This window comes from Halorientalis litorea, assembly GCF_023028225.1.
In the GTDB taxonomy this organism is placed as follows: Archaea; Halobacteriota; Halobacteria; order Halobacteriales; family Haloarculaceae; genus Halorientalis; species Halorientalis litorea.
Genome location: NZ_CP095482.1, coordinates 743,108 through 767,609 on the forward strand (window position 1 = coordinate 743,108; position 24,502 = coordinate 767,609).

Consider the following 24,502-nt stretch of genomic DNA (forward strand, 5'->3'; position numbering starts at 1 on the left):
CCGTGGTTCACAATCCGCCCGAACCCACTGATTTTGCGCCGAACAACCCGTGAGGCGCAAATCCGTTCTTCAGCGGATTTGAACCTAGAGGACGAACGCGGGTGAAGTCCTCGTGGTTCACAATCCGCCCGAACCCACTGATTTTGCGCCGAACAACCCGTGAGCGGAGAGCGTGGTCCGCAGGTTGGCTCGTGCCGGCTAGTGTATGCATCAGTGACACAAATCGCGGTGGAACGTACCACGACTCACATACGTCGGCTGGCTGTAGGGGGTGTATGGACAGACGGGAGTTCCTCGCCGCATCCGCTGGCGCGGCCGTCGTACTGGCTGGGTGTTCGAGCGACTCGGGGCGGGCGTTGCCGGGGGACCCGTCCGGGGACTGGACGCATCGCGCACACGACGCGCGGAACACGGGGTCGGCTAGCGTCACCGTCCCGGCCCGCGGTACGCCTGCGTGGGACACGGGGGTAGGTGGCACTGCAGCACCGCTGGTCGAGGGCGGCACCGTCTACGCCGTCGCGTCGGCAGCGACGGCTCTCGACGCCGAGACGGGCGAGCAGCTGTGGCGGGTCGACCCTCCGGGGCGTGCCGAGTACGCACCCGCACTGACCGATGAGTTGCTGGTCGTCGCGACGGACCAACGGATTCTCGGACTCGGACGGGGCGACGGGAGCGAGCAGTGGTCGGTGGAACTCCCACGGCCAGCAGGGGGGCCGGTCACCGTCGCCGCCGACCCGCCGCTCGTCACGGTCCCGCTCGTGGCGCGGCGGGGTGCCGCGGGGGTGCTCGCGTACGACAGCGAGACCGGCGACCGGTTGTGGGAGGCGTCGACACTCTCCGCGAGGGCGACCGCAGTCGACGACGGGACGGTGTACACGACCGGTTACAAGCAGGACGGGAACACGGGGGTCGTACGGGGGGTGTCGGCCACTGATGGAGAGCGGGTGTGGGAACGGGACCTCGACAGTCCCGGCCCGTCCCCCGTGGTGACGGACGCCGGGGTGGTGGTCGCCGACGGCGGGACGCTGGCCGTTCACGCCCCCAGCGACGGGACGCGACGGCGGTCGCTCGGCGATTTCGGTGATCGCATCGAGACAGTGCCCGCCGTGGCCGACGGGACGGCGTACGTCACGTCGGCGGAGCGGGCACTCGTCGCGGTGTCGGTCGCGGACGGCGAAACCCTGTGGCGCGCGGACGCGGGTGTCGTCGCCGACACGGGCGTCAGCGTCGGCCGTGATGCGGTGGTCGCGTCGGTGACGAACCTCCGAGAGTACAGCCTCGCCGGCGTCGCCGCCTTCGAGCGGTCCGACGGCACCGTCCGATGGGAGCATCCCGTCGAGGGGTTCGACGCGTTTCCCACCACCCCACCGGTCCTCGCGGAGGGGGCGGCGTTCTACGCGAGCAACGAGAGCAGCGGCGTCGTCGCACTCGGTGACCTTCCACCCACGGACGAGTGACCGCACAGAGCGGGACAGTGTCGGCGGTAAGTCACGGCCGCCCTCCCGAAACCCTCGGCGTCACCGCCGCTCTCCGGAACCTGTCGCATCACGAGCAGAGAGCACGAGTGTGTGAACTCGCCACCGGAACTGGTGAGTTACAGCGAATCCTTTTGCCGAGGGAAGGCCTAACCTAGCTACGAGACTGGTTTCGAGAATGGAACGTGACGAAGACGTCGCTCCAATGGAAGACTTCGGGGCGATTCTGGACAGAGTGACCGACGCGTTCGTCGGCCTAGACCGGAACTGGCAGTTCACCTATCTCAACGAACGCGGGAAGACAGCCGTCTGCGAAGCGGCCGGAACGGAGTACACCGTCGAGGAACTGCGCGGGCAGTCGATTTGGGACGTGGTTCCCGAAGCCGCCGACACGGATTTTTACGATGAGTACCACCGAGCCATGGAGACGCAGTCGACGCGCACGTTCAAGGAGTATTACGGCCCGCTCTCGACGTGGTTCGAGGTGCGGGCGTATCCCTCGGACACGGGCCTCTCGGTGTTCCTGCGTGACGTGACCGAACAACACGAACAGCGGCAGGAACTCAAACACCGGGAGACGGTGTTACGTGAGGTGTACGGCGTCATCTCGGACCAGTCGCTCGACTTCGAGGCGCGTGTCGAGGGACTGTTGGCCATCGGCACGCGGGAGTTGGGGACGGAGTACGGGACGCTCTCGCGGATACGGGACGGCGAGTACGTCTTCGAGGTGGTCAAAGCCCCAGAAGGGACGGTACAGGAGGGTGAAAGGGTCGATATCGAGGAGACGCACTGCGAGCGGGTCGTCGCCGAGGAGGAAGCGTTGGTGGCCGAGGACATCGGCGCGGACTACCCCGACCTCGCCGAGAACGCGGGGTTCACCGAGTGGGGTATCGCCTGCTACGTGGGGTCACCGGTCATCGTCGACGGGGAGGTGTACGGTACCTTCTGTTTCTACGATACAGACTCCCGGGATGGTTCGTTCTCGGAGTGGGCGGTGACGCTCACCGAACTGATGGGGCGGTGGGTCGGCGCGGCGTTGGAGCGGAGAATCACCGAAGAGCGACTGGAGACCCAGAACGAACGGCTCGAACGGTTCGCCACGCTGGTCTCACACGACCTGCGCAACCCGCTCAGCGTGGCCGCGACGCGGCTTGAACTGCTCGAGGAAGAGCACGAGAGCGAACACACCGCGGCGATACGGGGCGCACACAAGCGGATGGAGACGCTCATCTCCGACATCCTGACGATGGCGCGCGTGGGCGAGTCCGTCGAGGACGTGACGGAGGTGAGCCTCGCGGCCGCCGCCCACGAGGCGTGGGAGACGGTGCCCACCGGCGACGCGACGCTCGAAGCCGAATCGCGGGTGTCCATCGAGGCCGACGCCCAACGGCTCCGGCAACTGTTCGAGAACCTCTTTCGCAACGCTGTCGAACACGGTGGTCCGGACGTGACGGTCACCGTCGGCCACACCGGCGACGGCTTCTACGTCGCGGACGACGGGCCGGGCATCCCGGAGAGCGAACGCGACACCGTCTTCGAGTTCGGGTACTCGACGGCCGAAGACGGGACGGGTGTCGGCCTGAGCCTCGTCGCCGAAATCGCGGCGGCTCACGGGTGGACGGCACGCGTCACCGAGGGTACCGACAGTGGTGCCCGCTTCGAGTTCGAGGCGGCCAGTGACACGGCCCCGCGTGGCGTGACCAATGAGTAACATTCTCGGTGGTGACCGCTGATAGTGCAGGTATGGTCGACGCAGCACTCTGGTTGACAGGAACGGCACTGCTCGTAATGGTCGCGCTAACGTACGCCTCGATTCGGTTCCTCTCCGACGTTCTCGGGGAAGCGGCGGGCGAGCAGGAACACGCCACCTCCGAGGGTGACACCGGGACAGAACCGAGACAGTCGGCCTGAGCGTTACTCCTCGGCGACGGACGTCCCAGCCGACCCTTGTTCTGACGCGTTCCCGGCGACACGGCGGCGAATGTCGTCGAGGTGGTCGGTGACCGTGTAGACGCCGTCGCGTTCGGCACAGGGTGTCACCTGTGCGAGTTCTGGGCCGTGGTACTCGGCGAGCCCCATCTTCGGCAGGACGATGGTCGTGTACTCCTCGCCCGTGATGGTCGAGGACTGCTCACGGGTTTCGTAGAAGGCGTCCAGCGTCGTGTTGTTCGCCAGTGCCCACTGTTTGAACTCGGCGATGCGATTCAGGACGAACTGTCCTTGGTCGGTCTCTGCGGCGTTCGTCGTCGGGTCTATCTGACGGCCCCACACCTGCACGTGGGTGTCGGCGACGTGGTCCGCGTCTTCGAGACGGTGGAGACGGCCGATAACGTCCTCCTGCCGGGTTCTGGCCCCCGGCGGCGACATCGTCCGCACGTAGAGTTCGAGTCGTATCGGGTCGGACGGCGCGGGTTCTTGCATGGGATTCCTCTCCCCGTCTGGAACAACACTCAGCGATAGTCTAAAGCGTTCCTTCCATCAAGACAACATCTCACGAAGGACCTTCCATTGATATAAGTTACCACAGTAGACGACGTGACGACTACCCATTCCTGACCTGAATCGCGCATACTGGACACTGACTGTTGACCAACTCGTTGTACGTTCGGTTGCACGTCTCACACTCCGCCAGCGTGTCTTGCATGGGAGAGGCTACACACTCCCGGGAGGTATTGTTATACCTTGGCTACCCAAGGTTTTTTCACTGACTTCGGGCACGTCAGAGCGACCGGTCCGACTCAGCGGACGCGTCGCTACTCCCCGCCGATGGCCCGCGTGGTGTCCTCGCGCCGGCGGTCGTCGAGTTTGCGGAGCGATTCGTGGGCACCGACGACCATCGCGGGCACGACGATCATGAAGATGTGTTCCTCGATGGGGATACCGAGGAGTTCGACGCCGGTTCGGAGTGGGATGGCGAACACGCCGACTTCGAGGGTGTACCAGTCCCAGGCGTACGCGAACGGGTAGAGGATGGCGATGGTGCGGAGGGCCGCTTTCCCCGCCCCGGAGTACGCGAGGAGGGCGACGGCGACACACCCCCACAACAGTTCCGTGACGAGGTACGTGTACTGACCGAAGACGGTGATATCCGGGAGCACAACCGCAGTAGGGTTCCCGCCGGTTAAGAACCACCGCTAAGTTTGAATACCCCAGCCATCCAACCGGCAGACGAGATTACGATGGATATTGCTGATATCGCGACTGGCGACTACGTCGAAGTCGATGCCGAGGAGCGACTGGGGAAGATTCGGTCGCTCTTCGAGCGCGAGAACCCGCGCGGCATCATCGTCACCGACGACGGTGAGTACGCGGGCGTCATCGGCCAGCGGCAACTCGTCCAGTCCCACGTCGAGGACGACACGAAGGCCGAGTCGTTGCTGGTCTCGGCCCCCAAGGTAGAGCGGACCGACGACGTACGCGAGGTGGCCCGCGTCCTCGTCGAGGGCGGCACGAAAGTCGCACCGGTGTTCGAGGCCGGCCGTCTGTGGGGTATCGTCACCACGAACGCGATTCTGGAAGCCGTACTCGACCACCTCGACGCGCTCACCGTCGAGGCCATCTACACCGAGGACGTCGTCACCGTCACCGAGGACACGAACATCGGGCGCGCTATCAATCTCCTGCGCGAACACAGTATCTCCCGGGTCCCCGTCCTCGACGACGCGGGACTTCTCTCGGGCATCCTCACGACGCACGACATCGTCAACGTCGTCATCCGTGACATGGACAAAACGACCGTGGGCGAACGGGCGGGCGGCAACGACCGCATCCTCGACATCCCCGTCTACGACGAGATGGCCAGCCCCGTCGCCACGACGTCGCTCGACGAGTCGGTCGACCGCTCCGTCGAGCGGATGCTCGAAAACGACTACACCGGCCTCGTCGTCACGCCCGAGGACGACGACCGGAAAGTCGAGGGCATCCTCACCAAAACCGACGTGTTGCGGGCACTGACCTACACCGAAGAGGAACACATGGACGTACAGATTACGAACGTCAACCTGCTCGACAACATCTCCCGGGACGCCATCAGGACGGACATCGAGAACGTCGTCGACAAGTACCAGAAGATGCAGGTCCGTCACTCCCACGTCCGGTTCCACGAACACAAGGAGAAACTCCGTGGGACGCCGCTTATCCAGTGTCAGATTCGCCTACGCACCACCAAAGGGCAGATGGCCGGGTCCGGCGAGGGCTACGGCGCGAAACAGGCGTTCAACGTCGCACTCGACAAACTGGAGCGGAACGTACTCGAACTCAAGGGCGTCCAGAGCGACGAGGAGTACCGCGGCCAACTCCTCCGAAAACTGGGCGAACTCTGAGCGGCGTCAGAGGATACGCAACCAGTTGCGGGCCGCCTCTATGTCGCTAGTGAACAGTCGGTCCATGTCGGGGACGGTTTTCTTCCGAGCGGCCATATCAACCGTCTGTCGAGCCACGGGGTCGGTGGGATAGACGACGGCCACGCGTTCGACGCCGGCATCGACGGCACGTGGCTGCCAGTCCTCGATAGTCCACTCTCGGTCCGCTTGCGTCTGTCGTCCCTGCTCACGGCTGTCGAACAGAATGTCCGACACGTCGTGTCGCTCGACGTGTTCGAGCAACCGATCCATCCCCTCACGGTACTGCTCCCCGTCGATATCGTCACGCCACGTGACGGCGGAAGCACCGACATCCTCGTCCAGTCGGATTTCGTAGGCCCCCGCTTCCCCGTCGAGACGGTCTGGCATACTACCACAGATAGGCCACTCCGTCTTCAAATCACTGCGGATTTTGCGCGGTGAGGTCTCGTCTCGCCCGGTCGGACTCGGAACGGCAATCGAGTGTTATTTTGTCAGAAGCCAGTCGCGTGCCTCCTCGAAGTCGTGGACGAAGACCCGTTCGAGTTCGAGGAACGGACTCTTGCGGGCGGCCATGTCGACGGTGGTCTTCGCGGACGGGTCCTCCGGGTAGACGATGGCGAGGTACGCCAGTCCGGCCTCGAAGGCTCGCACGTCCCAGTCCTCGACCGTCCACTCTTGGTCGGCTTCCGTCATCCGCCCTTGGTTCTGCCGATCGACGAGACACTTGTCCGCCTGCTTGTCGACGATGACGTTGAGTGTCCGGTCCATGTACTCCCGATATGTGTCGCCGTTCACGTCACCTACCCACTCGAGGATGACGGCTCCGACCTGTTCGTCCCAGCGGACAGAACAGATGTCACCCTCGCCGAACACCTCTTCGACCATATACGCAGTAGTGACTGTATTGTCTTGTATCCCACCGTAGGTACGAGCGCGGAAACGAGCGGGCGGTACCCGGAACTGGCGTCGAGTTCGTTACTGGAAGCCGATGCGCCCGCCGCTGCCGCCGCGACGCTGCGGGTCGCCGCCGCCGCGGAACTCGTCTTCCATCTGCTCGAAGTACTCCCGGATGTCCTCGTTGACCGTGGGGCGGACGCCCTCCATCGCCTGCCGGAAGTGGCGCATCTCCACCACGTCGGCGTCGTCGTCCTCACGGAGTGCCTCGATTGCGGCCTCACGGCAAATGTTTTCGAGGTCGCTCCCGACGTAGCCCTCCGAGATTTCGGCGAGTTCGCGCAGACTCACGTCCGCCGAGAGCGGCGTGTCCTGCGTGTGGATGTGGAGTATCTGTTCGCGCCCCTCGACACCGGGTTCGCCGATGTAGGTCAGGCGGTCGAACCGCCCCGAGCGGATGAGTGCCGGATCTATCATGTCCGGGCGGTTCGTCGCGGCGATGACCATCACGTCCTCCATCTCTTCGAGGCCGTCCAACTCGGTCAGCAGTTGGTTGACGACGCGTTCGGAGACGTTCGACCCGACTTCCCCGCCCCGACTCGGGGCCAGCGAGTCGAGTTCGTCGAAGAAGATGATGGTCGGCGACACCTGTCGAGCCTTCCGGAACGTCTGCCGGATGGCCTTCTCGCTTTCCCCGACCCACTTCGAGAGGAGTTGCGGCCCCCTGACCGAGATGAAGTTGGCGTCCGTCTCGTTGGCGACGGCCTTCGCCATCAGCGTCTTGCCCGTGCCGGGCGGCCCGTACAACAGGACGCCGGACGGCGGTTTGACGCCCATGCGCTCGAACTTCTCGGGGGAGTTCATCGGCCACTCGACGGACTCTTGGACCTGCTCTTTGGCCTCGTTGAGGCCGCCCACGTCGTCCCAGTCTATCTTCGGGAGTTCGACCAGCACCTCCCGCATCGCGCTGGGCGACACCTCGTTCAGCGCGCCCCGGAAGTCGTCGCGTTTGATTATCATCCGGTCGATGAGACTCGGCGGGATGTCCTCCTCGTCCAAGTCGATTTCGGGGAGGTACCGCCGCAAGGCCTTCATCGCGGACTCTTTCGTGAGGCTCTCGATGTCCGCGCCGACGAACCCGTGGGTCTCCTCGGCGAGTTTCGAGAGGTTCACGTCGTCGCTCAGGGGCATCCCGCGGGTGTGAATCTGGAGGATTTCCTCGCGGCCAACCTCGTCGGGGACGCCGATTTCGATTTCACGGTCGAATCGGCCCGGACGGCGAAGCGCGGGGTCCACCGAATCGACGCGGTTGGTCGCCGCGATGACGATGACCTGGCCGCGGGATTCGAGGCCGTCCATCATCGTCAGCAGTTGGGCGACGACGCGGCGTTCGACTTCGCCGGTCACGTCCTCGCGCTTGGGCGCGATGGAGTCGAGTTCGTCGATGAAGATGATGGAGGGCGACTCCTCGGTGGCGTCCTCGAATATCTCGCGCAGTTGCTGTTCGGACTCGCCGTAGTACTTCGAGATTATCTCCGGCCCCGCGATGGAGAAGAAACTCGCGGAGGTTTCGTTGGCGACGGCTTTGGCCAACAGCGTCTTCCCGGTGCCGGGTGGGCCGTGGAGAAGCACACCCTGTGGCGGTTCGATGCCCAGTTTCTTGAAAATCTGGGGGTGCTTCATCGGGAGTTCGACCATCTCCCGGACCCGTTGGATTTCGCTCTGGAGACCGCCGATGTCCTCGTAAGTGATGCCGCCGCCAGTCTTCTCGAACCCGGAGATTGGCTCCTCGCGGAGTTCCACGTCCGTGTCCTCGGTGATGAGGACGACGCCCTCCGGTTCCGTCTCGACGGCGATGAGCGGGATGGCCTGCCCGGGCGAGCGCATGAACGGGTGGTTCGTCGAGGACATCACGGGCACGATGTCACGCTCGACGACCGGCCGCTTCAGGATCTGGCGTTTGACCATCCCGGCGGCGTCGGAGCCGAACTGCACGGACGCCTCCTCGGGCGGGGCCAACACGAGCGAGTCGGCCTTCTCGGCTTCGGCCTTGCGGATGCTGACGCGCTCACCGATGCCCACGTCGGCATTTTGCCGCGTGAACCCGTCGATGCGGACGGTGTCGGTGTTCCAGTCCTGTCGGTCGGCGCGCCACACCTTCGCGGCGGTGGTGTCGCTGCCCTCGATTTCGATGATGTCGCCGGGTGAGAGCTTGAGATGCAACAGCGTGTCGGGGTCCAGACGGGCGATGCCACGCCCCGAGTCGTTGGGGTAGGCCTTCGCCACCTCCAGTTGGACTTCGTTCATTGTGTAGGTGTGTCACAGTCAGGTACGGCGGGATATACACTTTTTGCTACCGGCGGTCCGTCTGTGAGTCCGGCGTCCCCCTCACTCGGACACGGCACGGCCGCCGAGGGCGACGGCGACGAGAACGGACACGCCGAGGGCCGCGGCGAGAGCCGCCGCCCCGAACACGCCACGGACGCCGAAAGTCGGGACGAGCGGGCCGAACACCACCGGCGAGAGGAACTGGCCGACGTAGCCCGCGGAGGCGAGGTAGGAACTGAACTGTCCCTGCCGGTCGGCCGGCGCGAGCGATTCGACCCACGCGAACGCGGAGGGAAAGACCAACCCGAGGCCGAAGCCGAAACAGACGACCGGTGGGACCGCGGCCAGCGCGGAGTCGGCCGTGGCCGCGAGCGCGAAGGCGGCGACCCACAGTCCGACCGCGCCCGCGACCAGCGCGTACCGGGAGACGCGCCGCGTGAGGCGGTCGTAGAGCGCGCCCGAGACGCCTCCCGCCGCGCCGTTGGCCGCGAGGTACAGGCTGATGGAGAGCGACGACTCGATACCCAACCCGTCGAGCAGTTGCGGGTAGAACACGACGATGCTGTACAGGAGCGTGTTCGCGCCGAAGTAGAGGCCGTACACCGAGAGGAGCGCGGGCCGTCGCCGGAAGACCGACAGCACGCCCTCGGCCGCCCCGCGGTCCGTGGGTGGCGTCCCGGCCCCGTCCGCCGTCGCGGCGTGGTCGGGTTCGGGGACGGTCACGAGCGCGACGAGGCCCAGCGGGAGCGCGACGAGATAGACGCCGAAGGGCAACTGCCAGGAGACGGTGCCGAGCGCGCCGCCGACGAGCGGCCAGACGGCCGCACCGACGCTGTTGGCACCGCTCCGGTAGCCGAGCGCGCGGTCCATCCGCTGGCCCGCGTAGAGGTCGTAGATGAGAACCGTGATTCCGGTGTAGACGAAGGCGACACCGACCCCGAGGACCGCCCGCGAGGCCAACAGCGGCAGGAACTCGTCGACGACGAGCCCCGCACCGCCGCCCGCGGCGTACAGGAGGAGGCCGGCCACGAACGGGCGGCGCGGGCCGACCCGGTCGATGAGCGACCCGGCAATCGGGCTGGTGACGACGATGAGCGCGCCGTGTGTCGTGATGATGAGGCCCGCCAGCGACCCGGAGACGCCGAGTCCGTCCTGAATCGACGGGACGACCGGCCCGAGAACCGCTCCCGCCATCACCGTCAGCGTGGCGGCGGCCACGATGACCCACAGCGTCGCGCGCGTCTCCGCGGTCTCCGACATCGGCCGTCCGTAGCCACGCATCCGGCAACGGGGTTACGATTCCGCGCGCTCGGTGTTGGACCGGACTATTTTACACGCACAGCGAGAGGGGAGACGTATGCGAACGCTCGCGTTCGATGGCCGGATGGGTGCCAGCGGGGACATGCTCCTCGGGGCACTGCTCGCGGCCGGAGCCGACCGGGACGCCCTCGCACCCGTCGAGGAGTCCACGCTCCGCGTGACTTACGAGGTCCGGCCCGTCGAGAAGAACGGTATCGCGGCCACCGCCGTCGATGTCGTCCGCCCGGAGGAAGGAACACACGACCACTCCCCCGACCCCGAACACGGCCACGACGACGCAGGGGCACAGTTACACGAACACGACGACGGGGACGGGGCACACGACCACTCCCCCGACCCCGAACACGGCCACGACGACCTCGCGGACGAACCCCATCGCCACGGGCACGGCGAGGACGCAGGACACACACACGCCGAGGGACACGGCCCACAGCGGACGCTCTCGGGAGTCCTCGACATCGTGGACAAGATGGACCTCCCCGAATCGGTCGCCGCCGACGCGACGGCCATCTTCGAGACGTTGGCCGCGGCGGAGGCGGCCGTCCACGGGACCGACCCGGCGGAGACGCACTTCCACGAGGTGGGTGCCGACGACGCCATCGCGGACGTGGTGGGCGTCTGTCTGCTTCTCGCGGACCTCGGCGTCGACCGCGTGGTGACGACCCCACTCTCGACTGGCGGCGGCGACGTCGGGATGAGCCACGGGACCTACTCCGTTCCGACCCCGGCGGTCGTCGAACTCGCCGAACGGGCCGACTGGTCGCTCCGCGGTGGGCCGGTCGAGCGCGAACTCCTGACGCCGACGGGCGCGGCGATTCTCGCCCACGTCGCGGTGGGCGTCCCCGACCTTCCCGAACTCCGGGTCGCCGCGTCAGGGTACGGCGCGGGCGGTTACGACCTGCCCGACCGCCCGAACGTCCTCCGCGCCATCGTCGGCGACGGGAGCGGCGGCCTCCAGCGCGACGACATCACAGTGCTGGAGACGAACCTCGACGACGCGCCCCCGGAGGTGCTGGGCGGCCTCCAGGAGACGCTGGCAGAGGCTGGCGCGCGCGACGTGTCTATCGTCCCGCTGACGATGAAGAAGTCCCGGCCCGGCCACCTCGTGAAGGTCATCACCAAGCCCGCGGACGCACAGCGAGTCGCACGCAGACTGGCCGAGGAGACGGGAACGCTCGGCATCCGGGAACACGGCGCGGGCCACCGGTGGGTCGCGTCGCGCGAGTACCGGACCGTGACGGTCACCGAGGGTGAGACGGACCGCGACGTGACGGTGAAAGTCGCCAGCGACGAGGCGGGAACGGTCTACGACGTGAGTGCCGAGTACGACGACGCGCTGACCGCGGCCGACGCCCTCGGCCTCCCCGTCCGGGAGGTCACGCGCCGGGCGGAGGCGACGGCCCGGGACGCCCTCGACTGACGGTCATTCGTCCCCGCGGTGTTCGGCCAGTGCCTCCTCGACGGTCAACTCGCCGACTGCGACCCGGCGGGCCAGCGACTCGTCGATGGCGCGGTTCTCTGCCGACTGCTCGCGCGAGCGGTCCTGTATCGTCCGAATCTCGCCGGCCGTCGGTTCGATGTCGCGTGATTCGACTTCCTCCCCCTCGATGCGGGCGATGTTGACTGCCGCCAGCACGTCGCCCATGCCGCGCGCGCCGGTGCCGAGGTACGGCGTCGTCCCGGTTTCGTCGACCAACTCGACGGGCACGTCCGGCAAGTCGTCGATGATGCGCGCGCCGACCATCCGCGCGCCGTCGCCGATACGAACCAACGGGTTCGGCGCGTCGTCGACCTCCTCGCAGACGACTTCGGCGGCGTCGGCGGCGGGGACGTGGAACGCGGCGACCACGGCGTCCCCAGAGAGGACGGCCACGCCCGGCCGCTCGCCGGGGTCGATGCCGACGACGGTCCGCCCGTCGCCGCCACGGAGGAGGGTGAGTACGTCCTCGACGGCGCGGCGCGGGTCGGCGGGGTCGGCTTCCACCGCCGGCACGTCCGCGTCCGGGGCGGCGTCGGGGCCGGTGACGACGACGGTGGTCCGCTCGGGGAGGGGGTCGCCGGGTTCGACGGTGGTGAAGGGCACGCCGCGGTCCCGTAGCTCGTTGACCACGCCGTGATACACCTCGAAGTCCGCCGTCGCGACGACTATCACGGGTCGGCCTTGGCGGCGGACCGACTTCAGTGATTGCACGGGCGATTGCACAACCGCTTTGCACGAGCGGACGATGGCTCGGATATGGACGCCGAGTGGGTCGCTGGCTGGACGGCGGAGCGGCGACGGCGAATCCTGTTTCTCACGGGGCTTCCGGCACTCGCAGTTACCCTCGTGGGGACGCTCGGCCCGTTCGTCGTCGCGGCGACGTGGCTCCCGAACCTCGTCGTCGTGGGGGGCGCGTGGCTCGTACTCGCCTCACTGGTCACGAACCAGCGGACCTACCGCACGACGGGGACGGGCCTCGAACGCGAGGGGCGACTCCGGACCCGGACGTACCGATGGGACGAACTGGCGGGCTACGAGGTGACCGACGGTGCCATCGTCATCCACCGGAAGGGCGTGTGGCCCGCGATACGGTGCGCACTCGCGGACATCGAGGACGTCGACGCGGTGCGGGCGGCACTCGATAGACACCTCTGAGTGGGAGCCCTTTTGCCGGATGGCGACCTACAGCGGCGTGTGAGCGAGCCGATTCCGACCGGCTGTTCGGCCGTCGACGAGTTGCTCGGCGGCGGGTTCGAGCGCGGCGTCGTCACGCAGTTGTACGGCCCGCCCGCCGCGGGGAAGACGAACCTCGCGCTGAGCGGTGCCGTCGCGACGGCCGCCGCGGGCGACAACGCGCTGTTCATCGACACCGAGGGCCTCTCGGTGGACCGACTCGAACAACTGGCCGGCGGACACACCGACGACGTGTCGGAACTGGCCTCCCACATCATCGTCTCGGACGTGCACGACTTCGACGAACAGGGCGAGGCCGTCAGGGACGCCGCCGAGTTCGCCGAACAGGTCGAGCTAATCGTCCTCGACAGCGCGACGGGCTTTTACCGCATCCGCCGCGCGGAGGACGAGGAGGCCGGTGACGCCCTCCGGACCGTCGCACAGCAGGTGACACACCTGCTCTCGTTGGCACGTAAACACGACCTCGCGGTGGTGGTCACGAACCAAGTGTTCACCGACCCGGACAGCGACCGCGCCCGACCGCTCGGGGGCCACACCCTCACCCACTGGTCGGGCGTCGTCTGCCGCATCGAGCGGTTCCGGGGCGGCAACCGCCGGATTACCCTGGAAAAACACCAGTCCAAGCCAGCGGGCGACAGCGCGGGCTTCAGAATCGTCGGCGACGGACTGGCGAGCGTCGAAGACCCGCGCTGACTACAGCCAGCGTGGCGTCGACTCGCAGTAGTCCGCGTGGGCGTCGCCGAACGCGGCCCGCAACGCCGGTTCCTCCTCGTAGAGCGCCAGCAGGTGGTAGGCCAGCCACAGCAGCCCCGCGTACGCGGCGGTGACCGGCGACGCGAGCAGGACGGCGACGCCGCCGGCCGCGACGACGGTACCGAGATAGAGCGGGTTCCGGGTGTGCGCGAGCGCGCCCGCGGTCACGAGGGACTCGGGCTCGGTCGCCGGTGCGGGCGGGACACCCGCCCGCGCGAACGTGTGGACGGCCCAGCCGACTAGTCCGAGGCCGGCGAGGACGAACGGGACGCCGACGACCCGGAGCGGGCCGACGGCCGAGACCGCGAACGGGTCGAGCAACGCCAGCACCGGCCCGACAGCGACCACCACGAGCGTCGGCGCGAGCGCGAACAGGTAGGCCCGGCGGTCGGTCGGCATCGCCGGTGGTTGTCGCTGGCCGGACAAAACAGTTCGGCGGGCGGCGATGCGGAGGCGGTTAGGGGTGCGGCGGACGGTGCTGAGCGGTGTGGTCCACCATCCGCGCGCCGGCGGCGCGCGGTTCACTGCTGGCGAGGCCGGTGGCCGAGCCAGCAGGGAGTTTTATACTAAATTTTGCAAGGAGTGGTTCGCGCGGAGCGCGAACCCGACGCAGTGAAATTTAGTAGATGAGGGCGTCGTCGTTCTCGACCATGTACAGCGTGCGCGCGGCGATGTTGACCGCGTGGTCGCCGACGCGTTCGAGGTCACGAATCGTCAGCAGGAGGCGGGACACCTCGTTCATCAGTGCCTCGATGTCGTCGACGTCGCCGGGGTCCGCCCGACTGCTCTCGGGCGTGAGGTTGCTGTCGTCGTCCGGGTCGCCGAACTCCGTCTCGATGAGGTCGCGGACGACGACGTTCGAGGCGTCCTCACACCGGGCGTCGATGTCGTCGTCGCGGTCGGCGATGGCGAAACACGCCTCCGGGTCCTGCTCCGCGTAGGCCGCCATCGCGTCCTCGACCATGTCGAGCGTCTCCTCGCCGATGGCGCGGATGTCCACGTCGGGGTAGAGGTCACGGGTGGCGTCGAGCGTGTACTCCCCGAGGTTGGTCGCGAGGTCAGCGATGCGTTCGAGGTCGGTGATGACCTTGAACGAGGCGGCGATAAAGCGGAGGTCACCCGCGACCGGTTGCTGGAGGGCGAAGAGGTCGATACAGTCCCGTTCGAGGTCTAGGTAGAGTTCGTTTATCTCGTGGTCGCCTTCGATGACCTCCCAAGCGAGGTCCTCGTCTTTCGCTTCGAGGGCGTCCAGTCCCATGCGGAACCGTTCGAGAACGACTTCGCTCATGTAGAGGACGTCGTCCTGCAGAGATTCGAGTTGTTGTTGGTAGTCCTCTCGTGGCATGGCTGACACGACTGGTTCAGCGGTGAAACCGTTTTTGATGCGTCTATTGTCGTCTCTATAGCCGAACAAGGACACAGCGTAGGCAGTCGGAGGACGGGGCGGCCACGTGTTCCGGGTAGTCAGTAGATGAGGGCGTCGTCGTTCTCGACCATGTACAGCGTGCGCGCGGCGATGTTGACCGCGTGGTCGCCGATGCGTTCCGTGTCCCTGACCGTCAGGAGAACGTCGGTGACCGTTTCGAGGCGGGATTCGAGCGTCTCGGGGTCGGGACGGCTGTCCGCGAGGTCACGGACGACCCGTTGTACAGTCCGCTCACAGCGGCCGTCGAGGTCGTCGTCGCGGTCGGCGACGTCGTAGCACATCGCCGTGTCGCCGTCGGCGTAGGCGGCCGTCGCGTCGTCCAACATCCCGACGGTGGTCGAAACGAGGTCTTGCAGGCCGATGGAGTCGAACTCCGCGAACTCGGCGTCGACGATGTACCCGGCGAGGTTCGCCGCGAGGTCGGCGACCCGTTCGAGGTCGGTGATGATTTTAAACGAGGCGGCGATAAAGCGGAGGTCACCTGCGACCGGTTGCTGGAGGGCGAAGAGGTCGATACAGTCCCGTTCCAAGTCTAAGTAGAGTTCGTTGATGTCGTCGTCGGAGTCGGCGATGCGAGCGGCTAGCCGTCGGTCCTCGGTTTCGAGTGCGGTCACGACCTTTCGGAGGCGTGTCGAGACGACGTTCGCCATGTGGACGACTTCGTCGCGGAGTGCGTCCAGTGCCTGGCGGAACTCCTCGCGGGGCATCTATCCGAACTTGCCGGTGATGTAGTCCTCGACGCGTTCGTGTTCTGGGTTCTCGAATATCTTGTCCGTGTCGTCGAACTCGACGAGTTCACCACCGGTGAGGAAGACGGCCGTCTTGTCGGAGATGCGGGCCGCCTGCTGCATATTGTGGGTGACGATGGCGACGGTGTACTCGTCCGCGAGTTCGTCGATGAGGTCCTCGATTTTCGAGGTGGCGATGGGGTCGAGCGCGGACGCCGGTTCGTCCATCAGGACGACTTGCGGGTCGACGGCGATGGCACGGGCGATGCAGAGTCGCTGTTGTTGTCCGCCCGAGAGGCCGGTCGCCGACTCGTCGAGGCGGTCTTTGACTTCGTCCCAGAGTGCCGCGCGCTTGAGTGCCGTCTCGACGCGCTCGTCGAGGTTCTCCGTGTCGTTCTGGATTCGCAGGCCGTAGGCTACGTTGTCGTAGATGCTCTTCGGGAAGGGGTTGGGATGCTGGAACACCATCCCGATGCGCCGCCGGAGCGCGACCGGGTCCACGTCGTCGGCGTAGACATCGTGGCCCTCGAAGTACAACTCGCCGTCGACGCGGGCGATGTCGATGAGGTCGTTCATCCGGTTGACACACCGGAGGAACGTGGATTTCCCACAGCCGGAGGGACCGATGAGAGCGGTGACCTTGTTCGCCGGAATCTGTATCGACACGTCGTCGAGCGCCTGCGTGTCGCCGTAGTACACGTCGAGGTTGCGTGATTCGATGACGGTGTGTGCCGCCGCCTGTGTCTCTCGGGAGTCCCGTTCGGAGAGTCCGCCACCGCCCGGGTCCGTCGAGATGAGTTGGTCTGAGTCGCCCTGTGCGCCGGTCGAGGTGCTGGTCTTGTCTTGTGACATCAGAAGTCCTCCTGTTCGAACTTGTTTCTGAGTAGGATGGCGATGGAGTTCATCGTCAAGAGGACGATGAGCAGCGTCACCACGCCCGCCGCGACGACGCCCTGCTGGAACGCCTGACTCGGGTAGCCCGACCACGCGTACACCTGCATCGGCATCGCCGACGTCCGACTGAACAGGCCTGCGGGTGCGTTGAACGCCGTGGTCGCGGTCCCGATCATGATGAGCGGGGCCGTCTCCCCGATGGCGCGACCGAGCGCGAGTATCGTCCCGGTCAGCGTTCCGGGAAGTGCCCGCGGGAGGACGACGTTCCGAATCGTCTGCCAGCGCGTCGCTCCCATGCCGTAGGAAGCCTGTCGCAGCGAGTCCGGAACCGCGCTGATTGCCTCCCGTGCCGAGATGATGACGATGGGGAGGATGAGCAGCGACAGCGTGAGCGCCGCCGTGAGGACGGTCCCGACGCCGGTCCCGACCAGTCTCGCGAACAGCGCGAGGCCCAACAGGCCGTAGACGACCGACGGGACGCCGGCGAGGTTCGAGATGTTGATGCGGATGAACCGGGCAATCTTCCCGCCGACGCCGCTCGACGGCGCGTACTCTTCGAGGAACAGGGCCGCACCGATGGCGACCAACAGCGTGATGATGGCCACCAGAACGATGATGAACACCGACCCGATGATGGCGGGGTACAGCCCGGCCTGTTCGGCTGTCTGTGAGTGGTCGCTGGTGACGAACTGCCAGTCGAACCACGGTGCCGGGCCGGTGACGCCCAGCACGTCCGGGACGGCCCAGAGCAGGGCGATGCCGACGACGAACAGAACCGGGCCGACGAACCCGACTCGTCGGTCACGCTCGATGATGTTCTTCGCCGCGACGATGCCGAACGGGACGAACAGTGCCGCCACGAAGATGAGCCAGATGGACCGCGTGAGTGCCGGGATGGTGTCGACCAGCGGGACGGCCAACACTGCAAACGCCAGCACCGCACCGGCCGCGTAGTTCCCGTTCCCGATTTCGAGGGCGTCACCGACGAAGTAGCGTGTCGCCAGTGCCGCCGGGACGAGGAGCGAGAAGAGGTAGACGAACGGGCCACCGAGCAGGGCGGCCGCCGATGTCAGCGGGCCGAGTGCGAGCGTCCCGACGACTGGACCGGCGACGACGACGGCGAGGTAGCCAAGCCCGACCCAGTTGGCCGACGTGTTGCGTCGGTTGTAGAGGTACAGTCCGCCGAGCGGGACGATGACGGTGAGGAAGTACGCGAACCATGTCTCGTCGCCGGCGATGACTTCGAGGAGCGCGACGAGCGCGAATCCGCCGAGAGTCCCGGCCAGCGCGGTCGAAGTCAGTTCGAGCGCGACGGTCCCTGCCAGCGAGTTCCGCCGCGTGTACGCGATGAACCCAGCCGTCGGGGCGACGATGAACAGCGCGAACAGCCCGTACCAAGCCGCGTCGGCCTCACCGAGGCCGAAAGCGTCCCAGAAGACGTACGCGAGCAACACCCCGAGGGCGACGATGCCGAACAGCGACGCGGCGAGCGTGAGATAGCGGAACACGCGCCCTCTGAGGCGGCTCACGCGCTCGAATTCGCCGGCCGTCGCAGTTCCGGATTCGGTGTCAGTTGCCATCTCAGTAGTCCTCCTGGAACCGTTGTGCGATGTAGTCGCTGACGAGGTTGAGCACGAGCGTCATGACGAACAGTGTCAGGCCGATAGCGAACAGTGCCCGGTAGCCAGTCGTGCCACCGGCGAGGTCGGACTGGCCGAGTTGGACCATCGCCGACGTCATCGTCTGCGTGGACTGGAAGAAGCTATTGAGCAAGTCGGGGACGGTGTCCGGGAAGCGAGAGCGAGTCCCGGCCGCCACGACGACGATCATCGTTTCGCCGATGGCACGGGACAGCGCGAGGATGAACGACGCGGCGATGCCCGACAACGACGCCGGGACGACGACACTCGTCGACACCTCGTACTTCGTCGCGCCGAGGCCGTAGGCCCCGTTCCGGAGCGAGTCGGGCACGGCACTCATGCTGTCCTCGCTGATGGACGAGACCATCGGGATTATCATGATACCCATGACCAGCGACGCCGACAGCGCGTTGAACGTCCCGAGTTCGATACCGGGAATCGCGTCGAGAATCGGGGTCACGTACACGAGTGCGAAGTACCCGTACACGACTGTCGGAACGCCGGCCAGTACTTCGAGCAGCGGTTTCAGGACCGCTCGGCGCCGACTGCTCGCGTACTCACTCAAGTAGATAGCAGTGAGGAGACCGACTGGGAGCGAGACCAGTGCCGCGCCGAGCGTTATCAACAAGGTCCCGAACACGAGCGGCAGGACGCCGAACGCCACCGGTTCGATTCCCGGCGTGAACCGTGTCCCGAGGAGGAACTCCTGAACGGGCACCTCGCCGAGGAAGGTTATCGCCGGAAACAGCAGCGATGCGATGATACCGACCGTCGTCAGCACGGAGACGGTCGCACACGCCAGAAAGGCGACTCCGTAAATCGATTCACGGAGGTCTTGGAAGCCGCGGTCACCGCTGAGGTCGACGGTTTCTGGTTCGTTGCTCATTTCTTAGGAAAGTCGTGGGTGTGTGTACACGAAAACCGGGGGGGACTTTTCTCTTACTAGTTCGCGTTCTCGATGGCCGCGTTGAGTTCTTCGAGTTCGGTGTCGGCCCGCTCTTGAGTGTTGGGCACGTAGCCGACCTGATTCGCGACGACCTCCTCGCTGGCGGATTGCTCGACGAAGTACCGGCAGAACTCCGCGATGTGCTCTTCCGAGAGCTGGTTCACGTTGGGATACGTGAACAGCGGCCGGGCGAGCGGGGTGTACTCGCCGCTGGACGCGGTTTCGAGCGACGGCTCGACCGGCCCGTCGCCGTCGTCGACGGCGACAGCAGTGACCGCGTCCGGGTTGTTGAAGTAGTACGAGAAGCCGAAGTAGCCGATAGCGTGCGGGTTGCCCTGCACACCCTGCACGATGGTGCGGTCGTTCTCGGTCGGTTCGTACGCCTGCGTGTGGGCACCCTCTTCACCGTTGATGACCTCGGTGAAGTAGTCGAAGGTCCCGGACGTCTCGGCGGCACCGAACCGCGCGATTGTCTCGTCGGGCCAGTCGGAGTTGATGTCGGACCACATCTGGTCTTCGCCGGCGTCTGGACCCCAAATCTGGGCCAGTTGGTCGACGGTCATCTCCGTCGCCCAGTCGTTCTCGTTGTTGATGACGACAGTCAGGGCGTCGGTCGCGACCTTGATTTCGTGGGGCTCGACGCCGTTGTCCTGACAGTTCGACACCTCGCTGTCCTTGATGGCGCGAGACGCGTTGTTGATGTCCGAGTCGCCCGGGCAGAAGAAGTTCTCGAACCCACCGCCCGAACCGGTCGACTGGATGTCGATGTTGACCTCGGGGTGGTCCTCCTGGAACTGCTCGGCCACGGCCGTGGCGAGCGGGAAGACCGTACTGCTCCCGGTGATGCTGATGGCACCCGAAAGCTGGTCGGACCCACCGTCACCGCCACCATCGCCACTTCCGTCGCCGCCACCGTTTGACTGTTCGGAACAGCCCGCCAATGCGAGTGCACCAGTCGCCCCAACACCTGCAACAAACTTCCGCCGCGAGATACGGTCTGCTTTGCGTGGCATCATCAGAAACCGGCCGGCATACGGATAAATACCCTTCTATTACGAATACCCATTTGTATGTATTCTATATAGTTCTTGATAGGGATATCGAGCGGCCGACCCGTCGAACAGCCGATACCCGTCACTTCCACGGATTGTCGGGACTTCCGGTGCGGATATCAGACGGAATCTATCTCCGTAGTAGCGTCGAGCATCGGACTTCCTCGCCGTCAGTCCCGGATTTCGTCATCCGATACCACACATCCAGAAACGAGTGTTAGAATTATGTACTGCGTTAGAGTATACATATATTTAGCAGGATTTATTGTACCTCTCCGTCGAGATGTGGTATGGAGACGCGCAAAGTTCAGGTCACGGGCGGGTCCACGTACACCGTGTCGCTGCCCAAAGACTGGGCGAAGGCAAACGACGTGAGTGCCGGGAGCATCGTCGAGTTCCACGCGGAGGGGGATTCGTTGTTGCTGACCCCCAAGCGCGAGGAGGAGCGGACGGAAGGGACTCTCGACGTGACCGGGTTGGCCGGCGACGAACTGACGCGCGCAGTGATGACGATGTACGTCAGCGGGTTCGACATCATCACGCTCGAAACGCCGCGCATCGAGGCCCCGCAACGGCGAACCATCCGACAGGCCACGCAGGGCCTCGTCGGGTTGGAAGTCATCGAGGAGACGAGCGACCGGGTGGTCCTGCAGGACCTGCTCGACTCCTCGGAACTGTCGGTACACAACGCCATCACGCGGATGCGGTTGGTGTCGCTGACGATGCTCTCGGATGCCGTGACGGCACTCATCGACGGCGACGACAACCTCGCCCACGACGTTATCGAACGCGACGACGACGTTGACCGCCTCTGGTACATGATTTCACGCGTGTTCCGGTCGGTTCTCCGCGACCCGACGGCCGCCTCGCAAATCGGGCTCCCCCGCGAGACGTGTTTCGACTACCAGTCCAGTGCCCGGCAACTGGAGCGGGTCGCCGACCACGCGACCAAGATAGCGAACCTGACGCTCGAAATCGGGGACGTTCCCGACGAGGTGGGTGCCGAACTGGAGACGCTCCACGACGAGGCCATCGCGGTCCCCGAGCAGGCGATGGACGCGCTCCTCGAAGACGACTCGGCGAAGGCGACGGAACTCGCCAACGCCGCCCGCGAGCAGATAGCGGGCATCGACGACCAGACCCGGGTGGTCGACGACCTCATCCGCGAACTCGACTCACAGACGGCACAGGTACTGGGCTTGGTCGTCGACTCCCTCTCCCGGACCGCCGACTACGGCGGCAACATCGCCGAGAGCGCGCTCCAGAAGGCCGCACCCCATCCCTGACGGGGGCGGAACCGCTCGGCGCGAAACTAAACCGTCAAGGGAGGGCCGCACGAACCGCCGGTAGATGTACGACGATATACTCGTCCCTATCGACGGTACGGACTCGCTCGACGCGGTGTTCCCACACACCGCAGACATCGCGCGACGCCGAGACGCGACCGTTCACGTCCTCTACGTCGTCGACGACCGGGCGTTCCTGACGCTGGCAGACGACATGCAGGACGACGTACTCGAAGAGTTCCAGTCCAAGGGCGAGGCCGCACTCGCGGAGGCCGAGCGACGGTTCACCGACGACGGCATCGACGTGACCGGCGAGATTCGGCGCGGCAACCCGTCCGAGGAAATCGTCGCCACCGCCGAAGCGGAGGGAATCGACCTCGTGACGATGGGGACACACGGCGACGACGCACAGGAGACGGTGCTGGGGAGCGTCAGCCGTGCTGTCGCGTCCACCGCGGACGTGCCGGTGCTGACCGTCTCGCTGGACTGAGAACCGTTACTCCGCGGGGTCGAAGTCGAGTGCGGCCGAGTTGATGCAGTAGCGTTTGCCGGTCGGGTCCGGCCCGTCGTCGAAGACGTGCCCGAGGTGTCCCTCACAGGTCGCACAGACGACTTCCGTTCGGCGCATTCCGTGGCTCGTGTCGACGCGTGTCTCGACGTTGTCCCCGGCGGCGTCGTAGAAACTCGGCCACCCGGTGCCGGACCCGAACTTCGTGTCCGAGTCGAACAGCTCCGTCCCGCACCCGGCACAGACGTAGGTGCCGTCGTCTTTCTTGTCGACGTACTCGCCGCTGAACTTTGGTTCCGTACCGGCTTCCCGGAGGATGCGGTACTCCTCGTCGGTGAGGACGTCACGCCACTCCGCGTCGGTGTCGGGGATGTCTCGCTGCGTGTCCTGTGACATAGTCCGGCATAGGGGCCGGGGACGCTTACGGCTTCTGCCGACACCCGCGGCTACCCGGACAGCGTCGAAAGAAAGGGGTGTGGTCGGTCGTTTAAATGTAGTCTTCTTCTTCGAGGCCTTCCATGATGTCGTCGACGAGGTTCTCGACTTCGTCGTAGGGGAAGTCCCCGCCGCCGCCCTTCTGGTTCAGTTCCATTGCCGTGAAGCTCACGTCGCCGGACTCGAACGTCGTGGCCGGACCGTTCGGGAGCGCGGGCACGAGGTCCATCGGACTGGACACTGGGAAGTCTGCACCTTCGAAGCCGTCGATGAGCTGCTGTCGCAGGTCTTCTTTGTCGACCATGTTACCGATTCACGGTGACTTCCGTATAAAAAGTACTGGTACGGCTGTCCAGTTTACAACCGTTTCAACCCGTATTCCCCGTGGTCGGGGACGAGTCGCCCTGTCTCCCGGTCACTCCCCGACGGTGTTCCGGAGCGTCCCGATGCCCTCGTAGCGGATTTCGATGTCGTCGCCGGGTTCGACCAGTCCGGGGTTGGCCGGACTCCCGAACGAGATAACGTCGCCGGGGCGGAACGTGTACCGCTCGGAGAGGAACGCGACGGTTTCGCGGGGCTTGTTGAACATGTTCTCGGTGTTGTCGTGCTGGCGACGCTCGCCGTTGATGTGGGTCTCCATCTCCTTGCCGACCGGTTCGTAGTCCGTCTCTATCCACGGCCCGAGCGGCCCGGACCCGTCGAACGCCTTCCGGGCCGTCCGGCGTTCCTGGTCGAGTGCGTCCATGTCGTTGAGAATCGTGTACCCACGGAGCACGTCGTCGACCTCGTCCTCGGTGATGTCGTGACACCGCTCGTCGACGACCGCGGCGAGTTCCCCGGCGTAGGTCAACTCGGCGGTCCAGTCGGGGTACGGAATCGGCTGTTCGGGCGGGTGGAGGCTGTGGGGCGGCTTGATGAACCAGTCCGGCACGTCGGGGATGTCGTAGTCCATCTGGTCGACCTTCTCGCCGAAGTTCCGCCCCACGCAAAAGAGTGCGTCGGGGTCACACGGTGCGAGTAGGGTCGCCTCGTCGCCGAGGTCGTAGGTTCCGTCGTCCGTCTCGATGGTCCCGTCGACGTACTCCCCTTCGACGATGCCGTCCGCCGTCTCCGCGCGTGCGAGTTTCATCGGGCAGGCGTTCCCACGCCGCCGGTTTACTTCTCCCGGTCTGTGCCGAGCGGCGTGTCGTGGGTCAACCGTTATAGTTCGTGCTACCGAATACCACGTATGGACAGTCGAGCGTTTGCCTTCGAGGGAACGAGCCCGGATGTCCACGAGACTGCTCGCGTCAGCCGTGAATCGACGGTAGTCGGGGACGTAACTGTCGAAGCCGACGCCAGCGTCTGGCCGGGCGTGGTCCTGCGCGGTGACGTGGGGTCCGTCCGTGTCGGCCCCGAATCACACGTCGGTGACAACGCCGTCCTCCACGCCGCGACGGTGGGTAAGCGGGTGATGGTCGGTCACGGTGCGGTACTGAACGACACCACCGTTGCGGACGGGGCACTGGTCGGGTTCAACTCGACGGTGACGGACTCACACATCGGCGAGGGCAGCATCGTCGCTACGGGGACGGTCGTGCCGGCGGGCTACGAGGTGCCAGCGGAGTCGTTCGTTCGCGGCATGCCCGCGACGGTCACGCCACTCGCGGAGACGAGCATCGACCCGGACGCCGTCTTCGAGGCCTACAGTTCCGGCGGGTACACCGACCTCGCCCACCGACACGAAGAACTGTTCAGTAGATAGTGTATTTGAGTTAATAGTATTCGACAGCCGGTCGAAAACGCCGCACAGACGACAGA

27 protein-coding genes are annotated in these 24,502 nt (G+C 65.7%); 10 read left to right on the top strand and 17 right to left on the bottom strand.

The genetic code is table 11. The features are described 5' to 3' along the window. Nucleotides 1–275: 275 nt before the first annotated feature. The 3 genes from MUG95_RS04030 (at nt 276) to MUG95_RS04040 (ending at nt 3,386) form a co-directional block, all read left to right on the top strand. The gene (locus MUG95_RS04030; RefSeq protein ID WP_247009790.1) at nt 276–1,457 is read left to right on the top strand and encodes an outer membrane protein assembly factor BamB family protein; all 1,182 of its coding nucleotides are present in this window, start codon (nt 276–278) and stop codon (nt 1,455–1,457) included. A gap of 196 nt (nt 1,458–1,653) precedes the next feature. Next, complete coding sequence (locus MUG95_RS04035) at nt 1,654–3,186, top strand: ATP-binding protein (RefSeq protein ID WP_247009791.1); 1,533 nt, start codon at nt 1,654–1,656, stop codon at nt 3,184–3,186. Between the two features lie 32 nt (nt 3,187–3,218). Then, nucleotides 3,219–3,386: a hypothetical protein gene (locus MUG95_RS04040; RefSeq protein WP_247009792.1), complete on the top strand. Its 168-nt coding sequence runs from the start codon at nt 3,219–3,221 to the stop codon at nt 3,384–3,386. Between the two features lie 3 nt (nt 3,387–3,389). Here MUG95_RS04040 and MUG95_RS04045 read toward each other — a convergent pair whose 3' ends face one another. Further along, nucleotides 3,390–3,896, bottom strand: a complete 507-nt coding sequence (locus tag MUG95_RS04045) for an HTH domain-containing protein (RefSeq protein ID WP_247009793.1) — start codon at nt 3,894–3,896, stop codon at nt 3,390–3,392. Between the two features lie 332 nt (nt 3,897–4,228). After that, nucleotides 4,229–4,573 carry a lycopene cyclase domain-containing protein gene (locus MUG95_RS04050; RefSeq protein WP_247009794.1) on the bottom strand — a complete coding sequence of 115 codons (345 nt, stop codon included), beginning with the start codon at nt 4,571–4,573 and terminating at the stop codon, nt 4,229–4,231. A gap of 81 nt (nt 4,574–4,654) precedes the next feature. On the opposite strand from MUG95_RS04050, the gene MUG95_RS04055 reads away from it, so the two are divergent. Then, on the top strand, nt 4,655–5,797 hold the full coding sequence (locus MUG95_RS04055; protein WP_247009795.1) for a CBS domain-containing protein: 1,143 nt from the start codon (nt 4,655–4,657) through the stop codon (nt 5,795–5,797). Between the two features lie 6 nt (nt 5,798–5,803). Here the strand turns inward: MUG95_RS04055 and MUG95_RS04060 are convergent, their stop codons facing one another. The 4 genes from MUG95_RS04060 to MUG95_RS04075 all read right to left on the bottom strand — a co-directional run bounded on the left by MUG95_RS04060 (nt 5,804) and on the right by MUG95_RS04075 (nt 10,300). Next, on the bottom strand, nt 5,804–6,205 hold the full coding sequence (locus MUG95_RS04060; RefSeq protein ID WP_247009796.1) for a SpoIIAA family protein: 402 nt from the start codon (nt 6,203–6,205) through the stop codon (nt 5,804–5,806). Nucleotides 6,206–6,301: 96 nt separating this feature from the next. Next, a complete protein-coding gene (locus MUG95_RS04065; RefSeq protein ID WP_247009797.1) occupies nt 6,302–6,703 on the bottom strand; it encodes a hypothetical protein in 402 nt (133 codons plus the stop codon). 90 nt (nt 6,704–6,793) lie between these two features. Then, entirely contained in the window at nt 6,794–9,019 is a 2,226-nt protein-coding gene (locus tag MUG95_RS04070) for a CDC48 family AAA ATPase (protein ID WP_247009798.1), read from the bottom strand. A gap of 81 nt (nt 9,020–9,100) precedes the next feature. Next, a complete protein-coding gene (locus MUG95_RS04075; RefSeq protein WP_247009799.1) occupies nt 9,101–10,300 on the bottom strand; it encodes an MFS transporter in 1,200 nt (399 codons plus the stop codon). Nucleotides 10,301–10,397: 97 nt separating this feature from the next. On the opposite strand from MUG95_RS04075, the gene larC reads away from it, so the two are divergent. Further along, nucleotides 10,398–11,780, top strand: a complete 1,383-nt coding sequence (larC, locus tag MUG95_RS04080; RefSeq protein WP_247009800.1) for a nickel pincer cofactor biosynthesis protein LarC — start codon at nt 10,398–10,400, stop codon at nt 11,778–11,780. A 3-nt stretch (nt 11,781–11,783) separates the two neighbouring features. Here larC and MUG95_RS04085 read toward each other — a convergent pair whose 3' ends face one another. Next, nucleotides 11,784–12,512 carry a hypothetical protein gene (locus tag MUG95_RS04085; RefSeq protein ID WP_247009801.1) on the bottom strand — a complete coding sequence of 243 codons (729 nt, stop codon included), beginning with the start codon at nt 12,510–12,512 and terminating at the stop codon, nt 11,784–11,786. 84 nt (nt 12,513–12,596) lie between these two features. Between MUG95_RS04085 and MUG95_RS04090 the strand changes: the two genes are divergently transcribed. Together MUG95_RS04090 and radB are read left to right on the top strand one after the other, a co-directional pair. Continuing rightward, nucleotides 12,597–12,995: a hypothetical protein gene (locus MUG95_RS04090; protein WP_247009802.1), complete on the top strand. Its 399-nt coding sequence runs from the start codon at nt 12,597–12,599 to the stop codon at nt 12,993–12,995. 12 nt (nt 12,996–13,007) lie between these two features. Further along, on the top strand, nt 13,008–13,727 hold the full coding sequence (radB, locus tag MUG95_RS04095) for a DNA repair and recombination protein RadB (RefSeq protein ID WP_256463866.1): 720 nt from the start codon (nt 13,008–13,010) through the stop codon (nt 13,725–13,727). On the opposite strand, the gene MUG95_RS04100 is transcribed toward radB, so the two are convergent. From MUG95_RS04100 to MUG95_RS04130, 7 genes are all read right to left on the bottom strand, one after another. After that, the gene (locus MUG95_RS04100) at nt 13,728–14,186 is read right to left on the bottom strand and encodes a methyltransferase family protein (protein WP_247009804.1); all 459 of its coding nucleotides are present in this window, start codon (nt 14,184–14,186) and stop codon (nt 13,728–13,730) included. Between the two features lie 220 nt (nt 14,187–14,406). Further along, complete coding sequence (locus MUG95_RS04105) at nt 14,407–15,132, bottom strand: phosphate signaling complex PhoU family protein (protein ID WP_247009805.1); 726 nt, start codon at nt 15,130–15,132, stop codon at nt 14,407–14,409. A 119-nt stretch (nt 15,133–15,251) separates the two neighbouring features. Further along, entirely contained in the window at nt 15,252–15,920 is a 669-nt protein-coding gene (gene phoU, locus MUG95_RS04110; RefSeq protein WP_247009806.1) for a phosphate signaling complex protein PhoU, read from the bottom strand. Further along, nucleotides 15,921–16,793 (bottom strand): phosphate ABC transporter ATP-binding protein PstB, encoded by an 873-nt coding sequence (gene pstB / locus MUG95_RS04115; protein ID WP_247009807.1) that lies wholly within the window; start codon nt 16,791–16,793, stop codon nt 15,921–15,923. It lies immediately after the preceding gene. Next, nucleotides 16,793–18,415: a phosphate ABC transporter permease PstA gene (gene pstA / locus MUG95_RS04120; RefSeq protein ID WP_247009808.1), complete on the bottom strand. Its 1,623-nt coding sequence runs from the start codon at nt 18,413–18,415 to the stop codon at nt 16,793–16,795. Before pstA ends, pstB begins: the two co-directional genes overlap by 1 nt. Nucleotide 18,416: 1 nt before the next feature. Continuing rightward, on the bottom strand, nt 18,417–19,361 hold the full coding sequence (gene pstC / locus MUG95_RS04125) for a phosphate ABC transporter permease subunit PstC (protein WP_247009809.1): 945 nt from the start codon (nt 19,359–19,361) through the stop codon (nt 18,417–18,419). Between the two features lie 56 nt (nt 19,362–19,417). Further along, nucleotides 19,418–20,434: a PstS family phosphate ABC transporter substrate-binding protein gene (locus MUG95_RS04130; protein WP_247009810.1), complete on the bottom strand. Its 1,017-nt coding sequence runs from the start codon at nt 20,432–20,434 to the stop codon at nt 19,418–19,420. A 329-nt stretch (nt 20,435–20,763) separates the two neighbouring features. On the opposite strand from MUG95_RS04130, the gene MUG95_RS04135 reads away from it, so the two are divergent. Continuing rightward, on the top strand, nt 20,764–21,759 hold the full coding sequence (locus MUG95_RS04135; protein WP_247009811.1) for a phosphate signaling complex PhoU family protein: 996 nt from the start codon (nt 20,764–20,766) through the stop codon (nt 21,757–21,759). Between the two features lie 64 nt (nt 21,760–21,823). After that, nucleotides 21,824–22,249: a universal stress protein gene (locus tag MUG95_RS04140; RefSeq protein ID WP_247009812.1), complete on the top strand. Its 426-nt coding sequence runs from the start codon at nt 21,824–21,826 to the stop codon at nt 22,247–22,249. 6 nt (nt 22,250–22,255) lie between these two features. Here MUG95_RS04140 and msrB read toward each other — a convergent pair whose 3' ends face one another. The 3 genes from msrB to MUG95_RS04155 form a co-directional block, all read right to left on the bottom strand. After that, on the bottom strand, nt 22,256–22,663 hold the full coding sequence (gene msrB / locus MUG95_RS04145; protein ID WP_247009813.1) for a peptide-methionine (R)-S-oxide reductase MsrB: 408 nt from the start codon (nt 22,661–22,663) through the stop codon (nt 22,256–22,258). A gap of 91 nt (nt 22,664–22,754) precedes the next feature. Then, entirely contained in the window at nt 22,755–23,006 is a 252-nt protein-coding gene (locus MUG95_RS04150; RefSeq protein ID WP_247009814.1) for an MTH865 family protein, read from the bottom strand. Nucleotides 23,007–23,117: 111 nt separating this feature from the next. Then, nucleotides 23,118–23,831, bottom strand: coding sequence for a fumarylacetoacetate hydrolase family protein (locus tag MUG95_RS04155; protein ID WP_247009815.1), 714 nt, complete (start codon nt 23,829–23,831; stop codon nt 23,118–23,120). A gap of 99 nt (nt 23,832–23,930) precedes the next feature. Here MUG95_RS04155 and MUG95_RS04160 point away from each other — a divergent pair, with 99 nt between their 5' ends. Beyond that, nucleotides 23,931–24,446, top strand: a complete 516-nt coding sequence (locus tag MUG95_RS04160; protein WP_247009816.1) for a gamma carbonic anhydrase family protein — start codon at nt 23,931–23,933, stop codon at nt 24,444–24,446. Nucleotides 24,447–24,502: the final 56 nt, after the last annotated feature.